This window comes from Amedibacterium intestinale, from assembly GCF_010537335.1.
Lineage (GTDB): Bacteria > Bacillota_I > Bacilli_A > Erysipelotrichales > Erysipelotrichaceae > Amedibacterium > Amedibacterium intestinale.
Genome location: NZ_AP019711.1, coordinates 2,267,104 through 2,286,572, shown reverse-complemented (window position 1 = coordinate 2,286,572; position 19,469 = coordinate 2,267,104). Strand labels below are relative to the sequence as shown.

Annotated in this window: 20 protein-coding genes; 3 read left to right on the top strand and 17 right to left on the bottom strand. The window is 33.4% G+C overall.

Annotation, left to right across the window (positions count from 1 at the left end):
* Positions 1-46 precede the first annotated feature (46 nt).
* A complete protein-coding gene (locus A9CBEGH2_RS11365) occupies positions 47-196 on the top strand; it encodes a hypothetical protein (RefSeq protein WP_157964963.1) in 150 nt (49 codons plus the stop codon).
* Here the strand turns inward: A9CBEGH2_RS11365 and A9CBEGH2_RS11360 are convergent.
* From A9CBEGH2_RS11360 to A9CBEGH2_RS12740, 5 genes are all read right to left on the bottom strand, one after another.
* Positions 162-1,394, bottom strand: a complete 1,233-nt coding sequence (locus tag A9CBEGH2_RS11360) for a cadherin-like beta sandwich domain-containing protein (protein ID WP_115715820.1) — start codon at positions 1,392-1,394, stop codon at positions 162-164. The two genes, A9CBEGH2_RS11365 and A9CBEGH2_RS11360, sit on opposite strands and share 35 nt — an antisense overlap.
* Positions 1,395-1,408: 14 nt before the next feature.
* Positions 1,409-2,881: a GH25 family lysozyme gene (locus A9CBEGH2_RS11355; protein WP_115715821.1), complete on the bottom strand. Its 1,473-nt coding sequence runs from the start codon at positions 2,879-2,881 to the stop codon at positions 1,409-1,411.
* 303 nt (positions 2,882-3,184) lie between these two features.
* Positions 3,185-4,198: an Rpn family recombination-promoting nuclease/putative transposase gene (locus A9CBEGH2_RS11350; RefSeq protein ID WP_157964964.1), complete on the bottom strand. Its 1,014-nt coding sequence runs from the start codon at positions 4,196-4,198 to the stop codon at positions 3,185-3,187.
* A gap of 350 nt (positions 4,199-4,548) precedes the next feature.
* A complete protein-coding gene (locus A9CBEGH2_RS11345; protein WP_163104599.1) occupies positions 4,549-5,994 on the bottom strand; it encodes an ISL3 family transposase in 1,446 nt (481 codons plus the stop codon).
* Between the two features lie 94 nt (positions 5,995-6,088).
* Complete coding sequence (locus A9CBEGH2_RS12740; protein WP_353511647.1) at positions 6,089-6,388, bottom strand: DUF6431 domain-containing protein; 300 nt, start codon at positions 6,386-6,388, stop codon at positions 6,089-6,091.
* Between A9CBEGH2_RS12740 and A9CBEGH2_RS11340 the strand changes: the two genes are divergently transcribed.
* Positions 6,320-6,487, top strand: a complete 168-nt coding sequence (locus A9CBEGH2_RS11340) for a hypothetical protein (RefSeq protein ID WP_157964931.1) — start codon at positions 6,320-6,322, stop codon at positions 6,485-6,487. The two genes, A9CBEGH2_RS12740 and A9CBEGH2_RS11340, sit on opposite strands and share 69 nt — an antisense overlap.
* A 303-nt stretch (positions 6,488-6,790) precedes the next feature.
* Here A9CBEGH2_RS11340 and A9CBEGH2_RS11335 read toward each other — a convergent pair whose 3' ends face one another.
* From A9CBEGH2_RS11335 to A9CBEGH2_RS11305, 8 genes are all read right to left on the bottom strand, one after another.
* Positions 6,791-7,579 carry a sugar-binding protein gene (locus A9CBEGH2_RS11335; RefSeq protein WP_115715823.1) on the bottom strand — a complete coding sequence of 263 codons (789 nt, stop codon included), beginning with the start codon at positions 7,577-7,579 and terminating at the stop codon, positions 6,791-6,793.
* 204 nt (positions 7,580-7,783) lie between these two features.
* On the bottom strand, positions 7,784-7,996 hold the full coding sequence (locus A9CBEGH2_RS11330) for an RpnC/YadD family protein (RefSeq protein ID WP_115715824.1): 213 nt from the start codon (positions 7,994-7,996) through the stop codon (positions 7,784-7,786).
* 49 nt (positions 7,997-8,045) lie between these two features.
* Positions 8,046-8,957, bottom strand: a complete 912-nt coding sequence (locus tag A9CBEGH2_RS11325; RefSeq protein WP_115715825.1) for a PD-(D/E)XK nuclease family transposase — start codon at positions 8,955-8,957, stop codon at positions 8,046-8,048.
* A gap of 445 nt (positions 8,958-9,402) precedes the next feature.
* A complete protein-coding gene (locus tag A9CBEGH2_RS12455) occupies positions 9,403-10,488 on the bottom strand; it encodes a helicase-related protein (protein ID WP_197739433.1) in 1,086 nt (361 codons plus the stop codon).
* Between the two features lie 57 nt (positions 10,489-10,545).
* Entirely contained in the window at positions 10,546-12,366 is a 1,821-nt protein-coding gene (locus A9CBEGH2_RS12450; protein WP_197739432.1) for a TOTE conflict system archaeo-eukaryotic primase domain-containing protein, read from the bottom strand.
* 310 nt (positions 12,367-12,676) lie between these two features.
* Complete coding sequence (locus A9CBEGH2_RS11315) at positions 12,677-13,714, bottom strand: Rpn family recombination-promoting nuclease/putative transposase (RefSeq protein WP_163104869.1); 1,038 nt, start codon at positions 13,712-13,714, stop codon at positions 12,677-12,679.
* Between the two features lie 453 nt (positions 13,715-14,167).
* The gene (locus A9CBEGH2_RS11310) at positions 14,168-14,635 is read right to left on the bottom strand and encodes a Gfo/Idh/MocA family protein (RefSeq protein ID WP_408609163.1); all 468 of its coding nucleotides are present in this window, start codon (positions 14,633-14,635) and stop codon (positions 14,168-14,170) included.
* A gap of 74 nt (positions 14,636-14,709) precedes the next feature.
* Positions 14,710-15,402 carry an ATP-binding protein gene (locus tag A9CBEGH2_RS11305; protein ID WP_163104868.1) on the bottom strand — a complete coding sequence of 231 codons (693 nt, stop codon included), beginning with the start codon at positions 15,400-15,402 and terminating at the stop codon, positions 14,710-14,712.
* Between the two features lie 334 nt (positions 15,403-15,736).
* On the opposite strand from A9CBEGH2_RS11305, the gene A9CBEGH2_RS11300 reads away from it, so the two are divergent.
* Positions 15,737-15,964 carry a DUF2589 domain-containing protein gene (locus tag A9CBEGH2_RS11300; protein ID WP_163104867.1) on the top strand — a complete coding sequence of 76 codons (228 nt, stop codon included), beginning with the start codon at positions 15,737-15,739 and terminating at the stop codon, positions 15,962-15,964.
* A 682-nt stretch (positions 15,965-16,646) separates the two neighbouring features.
* Here A9CBEGH2_RS11300 and tnpA read toward each other — a convergent pair.
* The 4 genes from tnpA to A9CBEGH2_RS11275 all read right to left on the bottom strand — a co-directional run bounded on the left by tnpA (position 16,647) and on the right by A9CBEGH2_RS11275 (position 19,415).
* Positions 16,647-16,922 (bottom strand): IS66 family insertion sequence element accessory protein TnpA, encoded by a 276-nt coding sequence (gene tnpA / locus A9CBEGH2_RS11290; protein ID WP_163104086.1) that lies wholly within the window; start codon positions 16,920-16,922, stop codon positions 16,647-16,649.
* Between the two features lie 113 nt (positions 16,923-17,035).
* On the bottom strand, positions 17,036-17,221 hold the full coding sequence (locus A9CBEGH2_RS11285; protein WP_118277810.1) for a hypothetical protein: 186 nt from the start codon (positions 17,219-17,221) through the stop codon (positions 17,036-17,038).
* Complete coding sequence (locus A9CBEGH2_RS11280; RefSeq protein ID WP_118277809.1) at positions 17,218-18,018, bottom strand: coiled-coil domain-containing 22 family protein; 801 nt, start codon at positions 18,016-18,018, stop codon at positions 17,218-17,220. The genes A9CBEGH2_RS11285 and A9CBEGH2_RS11280 overlap by 4 nt, the downstream gene beginning before the upstream one ends.
* Positions 17,973-19,415 carry a coiled-coil domain-containing protein gene (locus tag A9CBEGH2_RS11275; protein ID WP_163104864.1) on the bottom strand — a complete coding sequence of 481 codons (1,443 nt, stop codon included), beginning with the start codon at positions 19,413-19,415 and terminating at the stop codon, positions 17,973-17,975. The genes A9CBEGH2_RS11280 and A9CBEGH2_RS11275 overlap by 46 nt, the downstream gene beginning before the upstream one ends.
* Positions 19,416-19,469 lie beyond the last annotated feature (54 nt).

The window sequence follows — 19,469 nt, the reverse complement described above, 5'->3', positions numbered from 1 at the left end:
TAAAAATGCATTTTATTTCTTAAAGAGATAAGATGCATTTTTTAGAATGAAAAAGACGATTAAACGACCATCTTCTTCCCGTATAGCTTATTTTTTTCTTGCGAAATATATTGCTGCTCCTGCAGCTGCAATCGTTGTGATGATGGTAACAATTCCAATTGTCATCCATGTTGTTTTTGACTTTTCAATTCTTTGATTTCATTATCATAAGCTTCTTTTGTTAATGCGACCGCACCTGAATACAGCTGAAGAATATTTTCAGATTTTTCATACTGGTAATAATGCATTTCTCCATCCATTCCCATCACATAAATCAAAGAATAGTTTTCAAACGCTTTATCTTTAAAAGTCCAGCCCATCAGTTTTGTTTTATCAATCGTAACTTCTTTATATTCCAAACCTTCTAATGTTTGTTTATCTTTTGGAACATCTACAAGAAAGAACTTTCTGCCCATAATTTCTTTATACGTCATCTTTGTGCTTACTTTTCCATCTTCAAACAAATAGAAAGATTTATTATTTTTATCATCACTTAAATATACAAGTGTCTTATTGATCTTATCATTTGTCCATGCAGGAATTTCTTTTCCTTCTAATTGAACTTTTGTCTGTTTGAAACCTTCTGGTGCTTTTACTCCGCGTACATTACGTACAACACCTAATTCACTTCCATTATATTTTGTATATACTAATGGTTTTTCATCTACATATACGCTAATTGTATACGTTTTTGTAGTTCCATATTCCGATGTAACAACAATATTGATTTTATTTTCCCCAGGTTCAACTTTCTTTTTCCCTGTACCAGAAACGCTTGCCTTAGAATCATTTGCAGAGGCATTTACTTCAATAGAAGTCGCATTTGCTGGCAAATTTACTTTATAAGATGTTGTACCTGCAGAAAACTTTGGAGATAACGTTCCTGCACTTACACTTAAACTTTTCAAATTATTGTCTTTTGATCTAGGATCTTCCTGTGGTTCTGGATTTGGTGCCGGTCTTACTGTTGTATTAGAAGAGCTGCCAGAATTCGAAGTGTTGTTTGATGGATTGGCAACCGTTACACTTGTTCCACCAATGGTAACATTACCTGCAAGTTTTGGATTTGCAGGATCGCTAACATCTGTCGCATCGATTACAGTAATCGTAATCGAAGCACTTCCTACTCCACCAGCAGTTGCTGTTGCGTTAATCTGACCACCTCGATCACACCAGTTTCCTCCACCTGTTATTGTCGCATTGCTTCCTGTAATACTTACTGCACCTTCGTATACACCACAGCTGGCACTTGCACTAAAACTTCCTCCTGGTCGAACACTTGCCGCTTTTACAAGCATTGGACTTATACATGCTCCTGCAATCAAAGCACTCATTAATACTTTTATCTTCTTCATAGTTTTCTCCCTTTTTACTGTGTTATTTTTCTAATATTCAAAATGTCATTTTTAATTAATGAATAATCAATGGAACGAATCTTTCCATCACCATCAACATCACCTGCCAAGAAAAATGCGGAAGACAATTTTCTAATATTTAATATATCGTTCTTAACCAAAGAATAATCAATAGAGCGAATTCTTCCATCCCCATCTACATCACCCTTCAAAACAATCATCATCGTATACGTTTGTGTTTTTGCCAGTGTTGGTGTTTCCCCTGCTTCCACACTAGATGATTCTTCTGGAAGGCTTATTGTTACATCTATCGTTGTTCCTGTTGTAATACTTCCACCATTTACAATAGCACCATTTTTATCAAAACATGTTACACTACCTACACTAGATAATTCTTTTATTAAAGTATCAAGATTTGTACCTACCTGCATTCCTGATAAGTATCCTCCAGAAAATCTTACTCCTGCTCTTGTTAATGCATCACTAACAGCTACAGGAACATTTTCAGATACTGGTTTATTATAAAACTTACTACTAAAACAGTTTAAGTCAACTCTTCCTTTGATACCATTTACACTTCCACTAGAAGTATATTGCCATCCCTGCTCTCCTGCATAATGTTTATTTTTAAAATTCAATTTAGGTCCATATTCTGCAACCCAGGATAAATTAGAATGAATAGCTGGACTATTCAATACCCCATTTGCATAGCTGCGATAAGAATACACATGCACTTTCCCTGCATAACCATTTTTATTCATATAATCTAAGTATGTACCAATGACTTTTTCATACTCAGCAACAGTAGTTGGATGTCTTCTTGTTACTCCGCCATCATTCCATGAATCAAACGCTTCAATATCATAAAAGATTGGATAAGAAAGATTTACATGATATTTCGAAAGCATTTCTACTGTTCCTTCTGCTTCTGCATAAGCGAAATTTTCATCATACGCATAACTATACAAGTAGATGCCATACGGAATTCCTAATCGATTGCATTCCTCAATGTTTCTTTTGAAATATTTATCTTCCATTCTATTTCCATACCCTACACGAAGAATCGCACCATCTATTCCTGACTGTTTAACTTTTTCCCAGTCAATCTTTCCATTATGTTCAGAAACATCAATAACTTTTTGGGTACCCTGATGATACATCAATTCCCCATAACCATTATAAAAATTCTTATTCCCATTTTCTAACTTCCATTCAGGATCCTTTGCCTTTGCTTCCACTGCATAAGTTTGCGGTTCTTTTTCCAATGCACTTCCCAAAACAGCATTATCATTCATTTCCTTTGGAACTTTTGTATCTACTGGAACATAAGTATCTTCCGTTACAATTTCAACATCATCAAAGTCATGATTTACATACTGCTGTTTTTCTACATTATCTGCGGATTCCTGTGCAAACATTGGTATTGAAATACAGCTGGCAATTAACAATATCACAACAATCGCAATGATAATTCTTCTTATTTTCATCTACTTCACTCCCTTATCCCCTTCTACATGCAGGTAAAATTATAGCACTACGAATGCACCTTGTAAATTCATTGAGGTAAAAGTAAATTGTTAATATTTCATATATATTCACTAAAGCACAAAATTGTAACTCACATGCTTCGTTCTTAATAAATTAATATTCTGTTATGGTTCCTGCCAACCTTCTAAGCTACATACATATTTATGTTTTTTTATTTGCGTTTTTACTCTACTTACTCTATTCCACACTAAAAATGAAACCTCTTCATGTGAATATACACAAAGAGGCTTCTGTATGTAATTCTAATGTAGAAGGATTCCTGTTAGTTTTTCAATCAAAGCATTGTCAAATCCTTCTGCCTTCATTTTCTCTGCTATTTCTATTTTTTCTTCAGCTTTTCCTTTTGCTTCTCCTTCTATTTTTTCTTTTAGTTTTAATCTTTCAATTGCTTCTTCAGGTGCAAGGTTTTCTTCTCCTTCTTTTCTTACTCCCATCATGTTGATGATATTGTTTGTATTTCTTCTTCCAATTTCCTCTTCCCACTGTTTCGTTGCTTCACACATATTTAGTACCTCCTCTTCTTTGTGCTCTTCCGCATACTTTATGATTTCTTCATTTTCTGTTATGACTCCTGCCAACTTTATGACATCTTTTTTTACATACACATCTGCACATTCTTTTTTCATCTCTTCTATCTGTTTTCTATAGATGTGCTGGATCATATAGACAAGCCTGCTTACATCTTCGTTTTGAAATGCATGTTCACTTGACCGTATTTCCAGCAGGTTCATTGAATAGTCGCTGAAGCTTTTCTCCATCCATTTTGGCATATCCACCATCATATCCTTCAGTCTTCTTGGTCCATCCCATGGTTTTTCTCCATAGTATACCACCAGAGTAAATACAGGATGGATTCTCTCTTCTTTTCGCATTCCTGACAGGAATTCATCCCTGTTTGCATAAACTGCATTTCCTTTATTTTCTCTTTTCTTCTTTGCACATTCTTCACGATACCCTAAGGCATCATACATCATTACCCGCAAAGGCATCCCATAGTGGATATGGCTTTGGTTTTCCAGCAGGAAGATGGCATATTCACTGTCCTCTGCAAACTTTCTGATAAGATCTGCCCTTCTTTCAACAAAGACATCTTCCTTCTTTTTTGTCTGAATGCTTCCTGACAGATTGCTGTCTGCCTCCATCAGTTTTTCAGGAAGAATGACCTGTTTTCCATCGTATAAGACCGTGTTGAATAAATCCGCAAAACGCCTGTTGTCCTTCCAGAAATCTCTGGATAAAATATCCAGATTTGACATACGCATCACCTATTTCCTTTCTTTTTTTTACGGATATCGGAAGATGATACATATTCATCTTCATTATAAAAATATGAATATTGTTTGTCTATACCGATATCGTGATATACAGGGCATACATTTACCCTGTTCACTAACTTATACGAAACAAATAGGTGAAAATACAAAAAAAACATAGAAAATTATCATAAAAAAATTTCAGAATCTTATAAATGTATGAACTATATCCGTCTGTAAAAAAGAAGGTGCTCCAAAAATAGTTGGGGTTAGCTGAATTTGATCTTCGAGATTACTTGGGGGCGGCATATACCCTATTTCGTTGAGAGGGTCTAAAGGGCTCATCACCTGTCCTAGGTGGTGGGCTCCTTTTTTTCGACCATCTTTACGCTTTTGTCTTTCTCGTCGATTGCAAATTCTATGCCTTTTTCAAGGACCAACATGCATCGGTTACGGAATCGTTCCCAATTGGTATATCCGTTGGCTGCCTTGGTAATCAGCTTGACGGTTCCGTTGAGTCGTTCCATCAGTGCGTTGTTGAGCCTTTTATATCCGACAGTGATTTGTCCTGTCTTTCTCGAGAGCTTGTATTCGGTTTTGGCTATGTAGAAAGAATTGATGATCTCGGTTTGCCAGTTGGCTAATGTGTAACTAAACTTGACCATTTCTTCTACATTGCTTTCTCTGAAATCAGTGATGACTTTTTTCAAAGCAGCAGGTGCCGTTTCAAGTGTGTTCGAGACATAGAAATCCGTAAGTTCATCCTTTAATTCCCAGGCCGTGTTTATATCCGGATGAATAGATACAAGCGCATTGGCATAATCGTATGGGTTCATATATCGTTTTAGAACCTTATTATATTCTTTTGGTCTTAAAATATCGAAAAGTGGTTTTCCATCGGCGCCTTTAGATCTTGTAAAGTGCTTGAACAGGAGTCCGTTCTTGTGTTTTAACAGATAATAGTTTTCTTCTTGTTCCTGGGTGCGTTTCGATGTGTTGATGCATCGCAGGGGGTTCATGATCCTTAAGCGAACCCTGTCCACTCTGCGGTGCAGTTCCTGTGAAACATGATAATGGTCGACCACATGAATCGCATTTTTGAAATGTTTTTTAATGATCCTGCGGTATGGTTCGTACATATCCGTAATCATGATATGGACCTGATCTATTTCATATTTTGGTATATTTGAGAAGTACTTATCCAAATATTCATATCGTCGACTAGGCAAGATATCGATTGGCCGCCCATTGGTCTGATCGATCAAAAGACAGATGTACTTACTGTTTTGTGTTTTGGAATGAAAGGCATAGTTTTCATCTGTGCACATGATTTCTGGCAGTTTTGCCCTTGGAATCGAAACAACCGAATCGAAGATCGATGAAACAGAAGTTGGAGAAATATGATATCTCTTAGCTGCGTGGGTAAAGGTTTCGCCAGGTTCTTGTAAGTCCTTGAGGATCTGAAGCATCAGATCTGAAGAAATCTTCATGTTCTGGAAGACGAAAGGATTGTATTCATAGAACGTTTTGTGGCATATTGGGCAGATATATCGCCTGGCATGGTATTGAAGAACACATTTTTTATCGGCCAGTAATGAATGCTGGATGGTCTTGGTCACATATCCCTTGATCTTCGTGATGGGATTTCCACATTCAGGACAAGCTGGTCGAGAATCCAAAAGCTTTACATCGATGATCGTCTGTTCATTTCGTCTAATACAGGAACAGGATTCTAAAATCGATGAATCCAGATTGAAGATTGTGCAAATAGAAGCTTCGCAATTGGTAAAGTCTTGCATATTGTGTCACCTCCTGATAAAGCAAGTCTTCGTACACCTTAACTATAAGCGAAGCAGGCATATCTGGATATACATATCAGGTTGGTCGCTGTTTTTATCGACTTAAAAATGCATAAGAACCGAATTTTCGAAAAAGCGGGCTCCGGCGTAAGAAGGCAAGATAATCCGAATCTTTTGAAGATTTTGGAAAAGGTGGGAAAAAACTTTTGATGAATCTGTAGAAATAAGAATCTTCTAATGATCGGTCAGGCTCTTTATTCAAAACCTTTCGGATGGATAAATAGACATGATTGAATCCTGGAACTACAAAAGAAGGAAGAATGATATGAATAGCACCACATTCTTTACACCGACATCGCTGGGCATTGATCAAAACAGTGCGAGTCACAAAGATAAATTTACGAACACGATGTCCATAAAAAATCAAAGAACCCTTCGCATGACAACGAGGACATTCCATGGTATGGATCGTAATATTAAATTTATTGATTAAATTGTTCATTGTGATTACAATATAGATGTAACGTGAGTGGTACCGAACAGGGCCACAGAAAAGCGGTTGCCGGGGTGAGAAAATATGGTAACTGCTTTTTTTAATGCCTGTTATTATCCTTTCAATCATAGTATAATACGAAACCCCAAAAAGTTTGGAACAAAAAAAGGGCAGGTAAGTTCCTTGCCCCAAGTAATCTTGGGTAACCCCCTAACCCTAACTATTCTTGGATAACCAAAAAGAAAAGGTCGTACAGCTCAATGACACATTTCATTCAATAGCTGTTACGACCACTCTACTATGTTATTTCAAAAATCTAAATTCACCAAATGAAGAATCTACATGATAATCAGGTGCAGGAGTTTTTGGATCTACCCAAGATATCCATTCCATGACAGGATCTTCTCCTTCTTTTTTCGGCGTCGAGAATTCTGCACGATATACACCTGTACGCATTACATCCTTCTCATTAACTAGTTTTAATTTACGTAAAGAGTCTAGTGAAACCTTGCCTTCCACTATATATCCATCATCTGTTTTAGTTGCTTTAGTTTCCAATGTATCTAAATTCCACTTACTATCAAAATCACGATAATAAACTATAGAATAATCATGTACACGTCCTTGTGGATCTATTTCTACTCCATAATATTTAGGCATACCTTCACTACCTGGCTTATCAATACTTCCACCAGCAAAGAATAGTTCTACACGATCTTCATTATCAACAGTACTTTCGTCTTCTTTCCATTTTTCATCCACTAATACATCTTTATCTTTTACTGTAAAACTAAAGTAAAAATCCGTACCATCATTATATCCTTTAAACTCTGTATATGGAGCCTCTTTCACATCCCATGGAAAATGAAATCCACCAGCAATTGCAGGAATATCTATCCACACTTTTTCATCTAACTTACCATCAACAACGGCTTTGTCTTCTCTTTTTACAACATCATAATGTGGAGTTGTTGCCTGATTATATGCTACTGCCGATGACTGTGAATCTGTATTAGCCTCTTCTTTACAACCTCCTAAAACAAGTATACTTCCTAACAACATCAATGATACCATGCAATTTCTCTTTTTCATTATTACCCTCCTCTCATTGATATGTTTCTTTATGTTCATTATATCAACCTAATATACGAAATACAATGTACAATGTAACCGTTTACTTAAATTTAATAAAGAGTTGGCATGATTTCTCGTCATAAATAAATGATGTTGTTATAGTGACTCGATATTCAGATGAATATATTTCTAATATTATTTATTACTTCTATATAAAAAGTATCAGTTCAAAACAATTCCAGTAAGTTTTTTGATCATTTCTTTACTAAAACCTTCCAGTTTCATTTTCTTTGCGATATCCATTTTTTCTTCAACTTTCCCTTTTTCAATTCCTTCTATGCGTCCTTCTTTTCGTCCCTGCAGGATTCCTTCTTCTTTAATATACTGACTTAAATTACACATTTCTTCCAGCTCCTTTCCAAGTTCTTTTGTCATTGAAACCTCTTCGTATATAGGCAAACAAAGAGGTTTTCTGTATGTAATTCTAATGTAGAAGGATTCCTGTTAGTTTTTCAATCAAAGCATTGTCAAATCCTTCTGCCTTCATTTTCTTTGCGATATCTAGTTTTTCTTCTTCCTTTCCTTCCTTACGTCCCTGTAGGATTCCTTCTTCTTTAATATACTGACTTAAATTACACATTTCTTCCAGCTCCTTTCCCAGTTCTTTTGTCATCGGTATTCCATAGTTTTTTGTAAGCAGTTCCTTTTTCTTCGTTGAATCCATCCCTGATGTAAACAGTATGTACAAAAGTGTCATGAATGTCCCATCATGGATATCCTCTACTTCTTTTGGGGGATAGATCATGACAATGTTCATCAAATCATAATGTCTCTTTGGAAATGCATAAGCTGTTCCCAAATGTTCTTCATGCAGGGAATAGCGATTCATTACACCACTTTTCTTTTTACTGTGTTTCATGCATATCCAGATGGAATACACTTTCTTTAGATCCTCATAGTTTGTCTTTTGAAATCCATTGGGTGTATTCTTCTGCCTTACCAGCAAACGACTTCCATAATATATGCTTCTTTTCAATAATGGATATCCCATATTGTCTTTTCCCTGTGCTTCAATATTCATGAACATATCTACTTTTCCTTCATGATTTGGCAAGCCCAGACCACATAGTACATCATAGCGAACAAGTCCACCCTTTCCTGTTATATCCTCTGTATTCATGCCGTTAATCTTTTCGCTTTGTTTGATACCTTCCTTTGTATCTGGTTCAAGACAGGTCAAAACTTCCTTTATGCTCATTCCTTTAAACTCCGTAATGACATGTCTTGAAATATGGGAAAGTACATATTTGTTCATAAGAACCTTCTTGCAGTATTCATCATAGCTTATTTCTTTGTTTGACAGCTGATCAATAGCCGCTGCAGCTTCTATCTGCATCGTATTTCACCTCCTAAAACTCTCTACATAACTTAATACGAGAAAAAGAAGGAAAAATACAAAAAATAATGCAAGAATCTTAATTTTTTAAGATAAGATCATTTACAATAGAATGATAATATCTATCATAATCATAATACGCTAACTTTTCATAACTTACCATATACATATTGGTATAAACAAGAGTATATGATAAATGGAAATTAAAAACCTGTCAGTATTTCTAAACTATACCCTGTAAATGGACAGCAAAATATTCTAGTAAATTTTTCTTTTATAGTGATAATGAATAGAGTTAATAATTATGAGAATTCATTATTTTACTGATAAATAAGTTAAAGAACTGAAAAGAAATCCTTCCATTAGATGAATCAGGATTTCTTTTTTACTGTATTCATTTATCATTAATTATTACAGAACAAATATAACATCAGCAGTGTGAGGTCTAAACCTTTAATCCAAAGGTTAATTCCATCAACTCAGAAGCAATACTTTTCTCTTTGATTCGCATCATACTATCCTCTATTTTCTCTTTACCCAGCAAATTCATATTTCCATACCACACCAATTCCTCATCTATAATGGCAAAATGTTCACAAGTTTCCTTTACCAATTTTAAATAAAATCCTGCTCTTCTCATATCTTCATGTAATTTCATCCATAATGCACTATCACCATATCCATACAAATCAGATTCCCAAGTAACAACTGTTACTTCTACACCTAAAGATTGTTTTTCTTTTAAGAAATCAATAAATTCATACACCTTTGAAGTACTGATTGCTGGACTAGATATTACAATTTTTTTATTTGCTTCTAATAAATCTTTTTTAAAAACTTCATAATAAGTATCCCCATCATAGATTGCATTTACATCCTGCTTATCATTTACAAACAATCCTGTACATACGGCATATCCTATTTGTTTATATGCTCGTAATCTTTTCGCATACATTTTATCAAAGATAGGTATATGGCTATCTATATAATCATAGACTATAACATTGTTTTTTCCTTCATAATCACGATTTAACCTTCCTACATATTGTTCAACTACACTTCGAAAAGAGATAGGGGTGGCCATAACTAAAGTATCTAACCTTGGAAAATCAAATCCTTCTCCAATCAAGCTCCCTGTGGCTACCAACACCAAAGAACTATCTGCATCTACTTTATTCATTCGTTCAATAATTTGCTTATGTTCTTTCTTTGAATTGTTCCCTGTTAAAAGAAATACATTATCTGCATACTCTTTAATTCTCTTATACAGCTTTTCCGCATGATCTTTGTACTTTGTTAATACAACAGGGGTTCTTCCGGCTTCCAGACACTCTTTTACATCAGATAAAATCTGTTCATCTCTTACATCGTTATATCGTATGAGATCATATGCTTCATTTGGATGTAGTGTATTGGCATCTCCTCTGGGACAAACTGCCCTGGTAAATCTAGGATATACCAAATGTTCTATTCCTTGTGTCAATGCTTTTTCTTTCGATGTATAACTATATCGAATTTCTCCAAGCAGCATAGTATTTATTTTTTCTGATCCATCTGAACGCTTTGGTGTAGCACTAACTCCATATACCTATTTTGCTTTTACCTCTTTTAATACATTCGCAATCGTATCAGATGCTGCATGATGACATTCATCTACAATAATCATCCCATATTTCTCTAACATGGGGTGCCAATTATCTTTCTTGCATAAAGAACCTGCCATAGCAATATCAACAATGCCATTCATAGAATCTTGTGATCCTTGTAATTTCCCTATCAGTTTCTTCCTTTTTTTAATTCTGCCGCTCTTTGTTTCATATTGTGGCATATCTTCTTGTATATCAAGAAATGTCTCTAGTGAGGTTTCCCATTGTGTAAGCAATGTAGAGGATTGTACCAGGATTAAAGTATTTACTTTTTTTTCAGAAATTAGTGCACTGCATACAACCGTTTTTCCAAAAGCCGTAGCAGCATGAAGAATACCATTATCATATTTTTGTAATTCCGATAATGCTGATTCTTGCTCTTTGCGCAATTTTCCTTTAAAAGAGACATTGATAAATCTACCTTTCTGCCGTTCATCTTCAAGAGTATATTTTATTCCTGCTTCCTCTAATTTTTTAATTAAGATATCATATAATCCTCTAGGAATTTCAATATACCCACTTAGATGATCTTTTCCTAAATATATCCACTTTGAAATAGCGAAATTTGAAACTTTGATTGCCTTATTTTTATAGTAAATTGGATTATAAAACGCTGCTAATCTTCGAATCTTGTTTTGAATTGAAGGCTTTAAATTTAAACTATCTACATATATTCCATTAGACAGTATAAGATGCATTTCACCATATACCTCATCCTTGCGAAAACTTTGTTGTTTCCAAGGTTCATCCCTATGTTCTTCTATAGAAATATCCCCCATAACATATCCTGTCCATTCTGTTACCTTTGCCTCTATAAATTCTTTAGAAAGTTTGGGCTTCTTCCATAGAACTTCCCATTGATTGGGATATGCATTCCAATTACTGTCAATAAATGCACTATTTCCTTTATGTAACGCTTGTCCCTGCAATGGAAGCGCAATAAAATTTCCTAATCCATTATCTTCTAATTCATCCTGTGCTGGAAGCATACGATCGTAATATTTAAAAGATTTTAAATTTACCTGTTCTGCCCCTTTTTCTAATAAAGCAGAACCAAATTTTCTTGCCAAAGAGGCAGGAATCGGTTTATCAAAGAATATCCATATATGTGCACCTTTTCCAGATCTCGATCGTTCTACCAAAGGATCGATTCCATTTAAGATACAAATGCTACGCATAGCATTTACTTCTTCTTTCCACATATCATCCGTATTAGCAAAATCATATTTCTCTGCATCTTTTTCATGATTATCAAAATCAAAAACCAAAAAACGGCATTGATTATCTTTTAGAAGAGGATATATTCCAATTACATCAGAGCCATTATAAGACTTACCAAGAAGATGATTAAGAATGTCGTTCTTAGTTAGTTGTTTATAAGCTTGGTGTAAACAATCTTTGCATTTTATTTTATGACCATATTTTTTCGGACAAACATCTTTCCAAAAATTGTAACATTGTGGATAATACCCTGCTTCTTTTGTATCTTTTTTCTCATACCTTTTGGCATAAACATCCATTCTTCCCCAAAATCTTGCATAAAATAAATTTGCCATTTTATCGCTAATACAACTTGGATGAACAATCCTTTTTCCCTGATTTTCTTCATATTCTTCGCAATTATCATCTTCTCTCATTTTATGAATACGTTCATTATAAGAAATTCCTGAATCATCCAATATACGTTTTAATAATTCATTTTCTAACTGCAATTCATTTATTTGCTTCTGTAGTGCACTAATATTTTCTATATAGCTTCTCATAATAATCTCCTTAACATATAACAATGTTTTGTTTTAGATAGAAAGCGAAAAAATACTGCCACAATAAATCCATTTCTAATGGTTATTTTATCATTTATTAAAATGCAAAGATATAGCCAGGTTTTTATTTCAAATTAAAAAGAACCAAAGCAGTAAAAAAGGAGCTATGTAAATAATATAATTACGAGCTCCAAACCATGTTTCAAACTGTTTTAAGACATATAGCCTCTTGAATTTTTAAAGTTTCAATTTCATTTACCAAACTACTCTTAATACACTTTAAATTACATAAATAATTTCATATGTAATTCTAATGTAGAAGGATTCCTGTTAGTTTTTCGATCAAAGCATTGTCAAATCCTTCTGCCTTCATTTTCTCTGCTATTTCCATTTTTTCTTCAGCCTTTCCTTTTACCTTGCCCTCAAGAATACCTTCAGCTTTTCCTTTTGCTTCTCCCTCTATTTTTTCTTTTAGTTTTAATCTTTCAATTGCTTCTTCAGGTGCAAGGTTTTCTTCTCCTTCTTTTCTTACTCCCATCATGTTGATGACATCATTTCTTATTTTTTCTTCCCACTGTTTCGTTGCTTCACACATATTTAGTACCTCCTCTTCTTTATGTTCTTCCGCATACCTTATGATTTCTTCATTTTCTGTTATGACTCCTGCCAGTTTTATGACATCTTTTTTTACATACACATCTGCACATTCTTTTTTCATCTCTTCTATCTGTTTTCTGTAAATGTGCTGGATCATATAAACAAGCCTGCTTACATCCTCGTTTCGAAATGCATGTTCACTTGACCGTATTTCCAGCAGATTCATAGAATAGTCGCTGAAGCTTTTCTCCATCCATTTTGGCATATCCACCATCATATCCTTCAGTCTTCTTGGTCCATCCCATGGTTTTTCTCCATAATATACTACTAAGGTAAATACAGGATGGATCCTTTCTTCTTTTCGCATTCCTGACAGAAATTCATCCCTGTTTGCATAAACTGCATTCTTTTTGTTTTCTCTTTTCTTCTTTGCACATTCTTCACGATACCCTAAGGCATCATACATCATTACCCGCAAAGGCATCCCATAGTGGATATGGCTTTGATTTTCCAGCAGGAAGATGGCATATTCACTGTTCCCTGCAAACTTTCTAATTAGATCTGCCCTTCTTTCAACAAAGACATCTTCCTTCTTTTTTGTCTGAATGCTTCCTGACAGATTGCTGTCTGCCTCCATCAGTTTTTCAGGAAGAATGACCTGTTTTCCATCGTATAAGACCGTGTTGAATAAATCCGCAAAACGTTTGTTGTCCTTCCAGAAATCCCTGGATAAAATATCCAGATTTGACATACGCATCACCTATTTCCTTTCTTTTTTTACGGATATCGGAAAGATGATACATATTCATCTTCATTATAAAAATATGAATATTGTTTGTCTATACCGATATCGTGATATACAAGGCATACATTACCCTGTTCACTAACTTATACGAAATAAATAGGTAAAAATACAAAAAAAAAATAGAAAAATTAAAAAAAAGACTATGAAAATAAGAGAACATTAGTTTTACTCTAAAAATCATAGTCTTTTTACATAATCTTGTTTTTTGAATAGAAAAATAAATTTTTATGTTTTTTTCTTTCCTAATTATATTCTTTTTATCGTATCTGCAGAAAAGATAATTCCACCATCTTTTCGTAAAGTTTCATAAGTTTCCATAACTACTCTGGAATATTCCAGTTTTCTATAACAAGTTTCTAAATCATTTGCATTATAAATACGTACAAATTCTTTTGTTTCTTAATATAATGCGTCATCATTTTGTTCAACACTTAAATCTTCACTTGTATTTTGAATGTTTACACTGAATTTTGAACATTTGCTTGTTTCTGATTCTAAAGTAATATATCCTTTTTCTCCTTGAATCTGAGAGATGCATTTGCTTCTTGTATCTTTACATCCCACACAGACAGCTTTAAAAGTTGGATATTCTAAAATAGCAACTCCACTTGTATCAATACCATTTTCATGTTTATTAGGATAATAGTGTACATTTTCAGGTTTTCCAAATAAGCCAATGACAAAGTGAAGATTATAAATATTAATATCTGCCAAAGCTCCTCCAGAAAAAGCTGGTGAGAAAACATTTGGTGTTTCACCGTTTAAAAATTTATCATAGCGGCTGGAATATTGTGAGAAATTGCATTGTACCATACGTATGGTACCTAAACGAGAAATCTGTTCTTTGATTTTTAAATAATTTGGCATATGTGCAGTTACAATTGCTTCAAAAAGGAATAAAGAATGTTCTCTTGCATAGTTTGATAATATATCAAATTCTTCTAAAGTAGATGTAAATGGTTTTCACTCTCCAAAAGTTGATAAAACCTTTCATTCATCATAGGAATCATTCTTTTATTATTACCAGTAATAATCATAATCATCTTTTGAACATAATTATCCAATTTAAGCAATATAGAATCATTATCAAAAGCTACATTATGTATTAGCCATCTGAGGAAAGGAAGTTGCATTTCTATAGCTTCCTCCATTTCATCACTTTCCAAAGATTGCACGTATCTTTGTGTATTTGCTGTTTCTGCATTTATAAAATTCAAATTCTCAAAATTAAAATTTTTATCATCAAATTCACAAATAAAGATAGTTACATTGTCAATTATCAACTCTTCTCTTTTTAATTTATCCACGCTGTATCTTTCATACTTATAAATTAACTCTTTATCATCAAACTCAAACGTATAGGAAAAAGATGCAAAAGATTCATCCGAATCTGCATTCATAAAATTTTCATTTGCTTGCATTCGAAAACCAGGATAAAGGGTTGTATTTATATCCATAAGCGCTCTTCCCAAATTTGTTTTCCCGGTCGCATTTTTCCCATAAATTAACATTTTAGAAAGAATGCCATTTGTAATACACTCAGTATTAAACTGATATCCTGCTATATCTTCAAAATTTATCATTATTTCATCTTTAAAATTCCTGTAATTTTTTAAAGAAAATCGTTTTAACATATAACCTACCTTCCTCTTTTTTGTTTTCTATCCAAAGTATAACGAATATACAAAATTTAAGCAGCTATATCCCGTAAAAAAATTACGACATCTTTCATCCTTTTACCTTCACTTCTATAAACCCTTTAGAAATTCTAGGTTTTTTATTGATTTGGAATAACTCCTTTCCAGAAAGTGTTATTTTTTCATATATCGTGTCCCCTTAATACAGCTATAAATTTATTCGTTTTTTATGATAAAAGCTTTCTCTTTCTTTCTATACTTTTAAGTGATACACTTATATTGAAAAAGTATTATAAATATTCGACATATATATAAAGTGAGGGAAATCATTATGAATAAAAAAGATAAAATTTCTGAAAAGTGTAATTCGATCGGTAGTAGGTTTACTGGATTAGATATGAAAGATTTAATTGGTGGACCTTTATCGGAGGCAGCGAAAGCACAGGAACAATTAGCTAAAAGCACAGCAGATTTTATCAATAAAGTTGCCTTTGACAATCAAAATCGTATTCGAAATTCAACTTTTGATTGTCATAAAAAAAAGCGAAGAGGCCGATGACACTTTAAAAAATGATGAAATGAACGTAAATGTACAAGCAAACAACCATGAGCTTCCTGAACGTTTGGAAAGAGTTCTTGATGTGCTGGAAACTAGTATTTCACCACAACCTCTTTTTCCTCAACTGTAATAAGAGATGAAAAAGAAATTGATGAAAACTATTTGACGCTTACCGTAATTTGAGAATCTGCTTTTCTACTTGCATAAAAAACACCTCCTGTCGTGCAAGTTGTAGGAATTTATCCTACAAAATAATCTTACACCAAGAGGTGGCCCTATTTATGGATTAATGTATTTTTTATGTATTGGCTCTCTTACCGGATTAGGTGGCTCTCAATTGCGGACAAAGTGGCTCTGAGTGAGCGGAATACTCAAGGAATATTATGAAGAGTTTTTACCATAGCATCCAGATATACAAAGAGCGTGTAAGAAGACTATATAGTAAGATGTAGTCTTTTTTTAATACTCTAATTACTATTAATAGTAAACTGAGTCACTCAAAATACTATTTAATTTATTAACACTGACAATTATGAACCAGAATCAAGCTAGATTCAATACACGGATTACTTTGCGGTTACCTTGAATGTATCCTGTATGATATGTGCGTAGCCATCAATTCCTTTACGCAAATCGGTAGGGCCACAAGCTATGTAGAGCTTTGGAATCTTTTCAAAACTAATCATGATGACTTCAGTGCATTGATGACACGACAAAGAGCATCATCATTGATGGATGAATCTACTTCTATTATATGACCATCAAAAGAGAAGGAAATCTTATCAGATGGAACACTTATGACAACAGGAAGAAAAGAACTAGAATTCTTTTTTATTTGTTTTCTCTTATTTATAAAAGAATGATAGTTTAAATTCCTTTCAAGACAAAACTGCTTTGCGGCTAAACCACTTGAAGCAAAGTCATTAAAGATAGATTCCCAGTCATATCGTTTACGCATAAAATGCCACCTCCCTGGTGGCATAATTATCTCATAAGGATACCAACTAAAAATAGGTGTATTCTATTTGACGCTTACGGTACTTCGCTGAGTTTTCCGTAACAAAAAACCTGTCAGTATTTTTTCTGACAGGCTTTATTTAGATATTCTGATAAATCTTCCCATTGTTTTTTAGAAAATTGTTCATAATCTATAGTTTTTATAAGAGACTCAACTTTTTCTATATTTTCATTTAAAGTTAAATCAGAAATATAATCCAAATTTAATTGAACTCTTAAATATTCGAATAAATCTTTCATTTTAGTTCCAAAATTTCTAGATGATAAGAGTCAATATGCAATCCATTTTCAAGATCAAGCTTCATAAATCCATACTTAATATAAAGTTCATTCCACTTTTTTATTTCATTTCCTGCAATCGTTATTTTTTGTGAAATATCTACAATATAATTTTTTAATTCTATAAGAAGTTGAACCGTTTTATTATTAGTATCCTCACTTTTTATTACTCGCTCATGAATATTTTTAATTTTCTGCAATATGGTCTTTCTTTCATCTTCTCTTTGATCAATTTTTTTCTTAAGCTGTACAAGTCGATTGTTGTTAGCATTGATACTTGCATCAATTGCTAAATATAGATTATAACCTGGAATAATTAGATAATACCATTTGCTAGCTTTTTCTCTTTTCTTATTAACTTCCTTTATTTCTTCTTGAATTGATTCAATTTCTTGATCTATTTTCTGTGTCTGCATATTAAATTCATTTAAAGCCGTTTCCAAATATGCTAATTCTTGTTTCCATTCATTTAGAGATTGATTGCTGAAATCTATTTCATCCATAATTTTAGAATTCATTTTAAGCAGTTCTTTTTTCATTTCTGAAAATTCTTCATACTGTGTATTTGCTAATTTTTTCATATGCAAAGCTTCAATTTGAAGAGTTTCAATTTTTAATTCAATAGCTTTATTGGGTTCCACTGACTTTGCAGCACAAAGCATTCGCGATTGTGGTGCTTGTATATAAGAATTAAGTTCGCTAAAACAATTTGTTAAATAACTTTTAAATTCTTGGCCTTCTGTATAGCCTTGTCCCATTGTAGTTCCGGTTCTCCTTCTGCTTGGGCAATAGTATCACTCAGTTTAGTACGAACTTCATTCATAGAATCCACATAATCTAAACAAACAAGATAAAGTGCTTCCCATTGAATATGATAGTCAGCGAATGGTTGTACAAACATTCTTTTTTCATAAAACTTCTGTTGATTTTCGTCAATAGATATTTCATTCCAAAATTTCGTATTAGCCAATGCTTCACAACATGCTTCAATACTCTTCCAAAAAAGAATTACTTCATTTAATATTGTTACGATACGTCGCATACTACTAATCGATACAGTCAGTGCCTGTAAAGGAATTTCTAAATTAGCACGGTTGTTCACTGATGCTGCCAATGTTTCCTTATATTTAGTGATTGATGCTTTATTCGTAGCATCTTTTGATTTAACTTCCTGTTGTAATCTATAAAGTTCTTCAAGACGCTTATTATAAGATTCCAACGTAGCATTTTGATGTTCAGCAGCAGTTGTAAAACTATTTCCTATGTTTTTTAAAGCAGTAGAGACTTTTTCAATAGTTTTTTCTTGTGCAATAATTTCCTGTTCAGTTTTATCGTACTCCTCTTGTTTTTTCTTAAGAAGCTCTCGTTTTTGTTCCATATCGGATGGATGGGCCTTAATTTCTTCTGTTAAGGAATTAATTTCTCTTGTTAATGCATCTTTTTTCGATTTTAAGTCTTGAACTTCTTTTTCTACTGACTGGATTTTGGAATTATCTGCTGGATTTACATCATCTGTATTAAAAGAATCAGTTTCAGAAGTTTGGGGAGTTTCTGATACGGAAGATACTAAATCTTTAATTGGAAAAATATTAGATATCAAACCACCTAATCCTCCCATGATTGCACCCGTAAGTTCTAAAGAATATGCACGTTTTTCAGCTGATTCCGCTTTCTTAGATAATTCAATGTATTCATGATTCATATTTTCAATTTGTTCTTGAAGGATTTGTTGGAGAATTTCCATAGAAGCAAGTTCCGCTTTTACCTCTGCTATTTGATTTTGGATTTCGTCTTTTTTTTCTAAAAGTTTTTGGTTATTGCTATATGTATTATGCAATACTGTTTCAGTTTGATCTAAGCATTTTAAAAAAGTGTTTTTCATTTCTATAGATTTATCTGTCATTTTACGGGCTATATCGGCAGTTTTAGCCAATAACTGTATTCCTGTCTTAATATCATTCTCACTAAAACAAGGATAAACATTATTTAAAGAATTTATAACAATTTCTGATTCATTGCTAAAAGATTTCATTGTCAACTCACTGTCAGAAATTGCTTTTAATAAATCTGATTGCAAAGTATGTGCAATTTCCGGTAAATTACTAATGCCTGATACAGAACAGTATACGATATCTAACAAGCTTGAATATTTCAATTAGAGAACGACACCATGTTAATGGAGTGACGACAGTGTGTTAATCATATGACG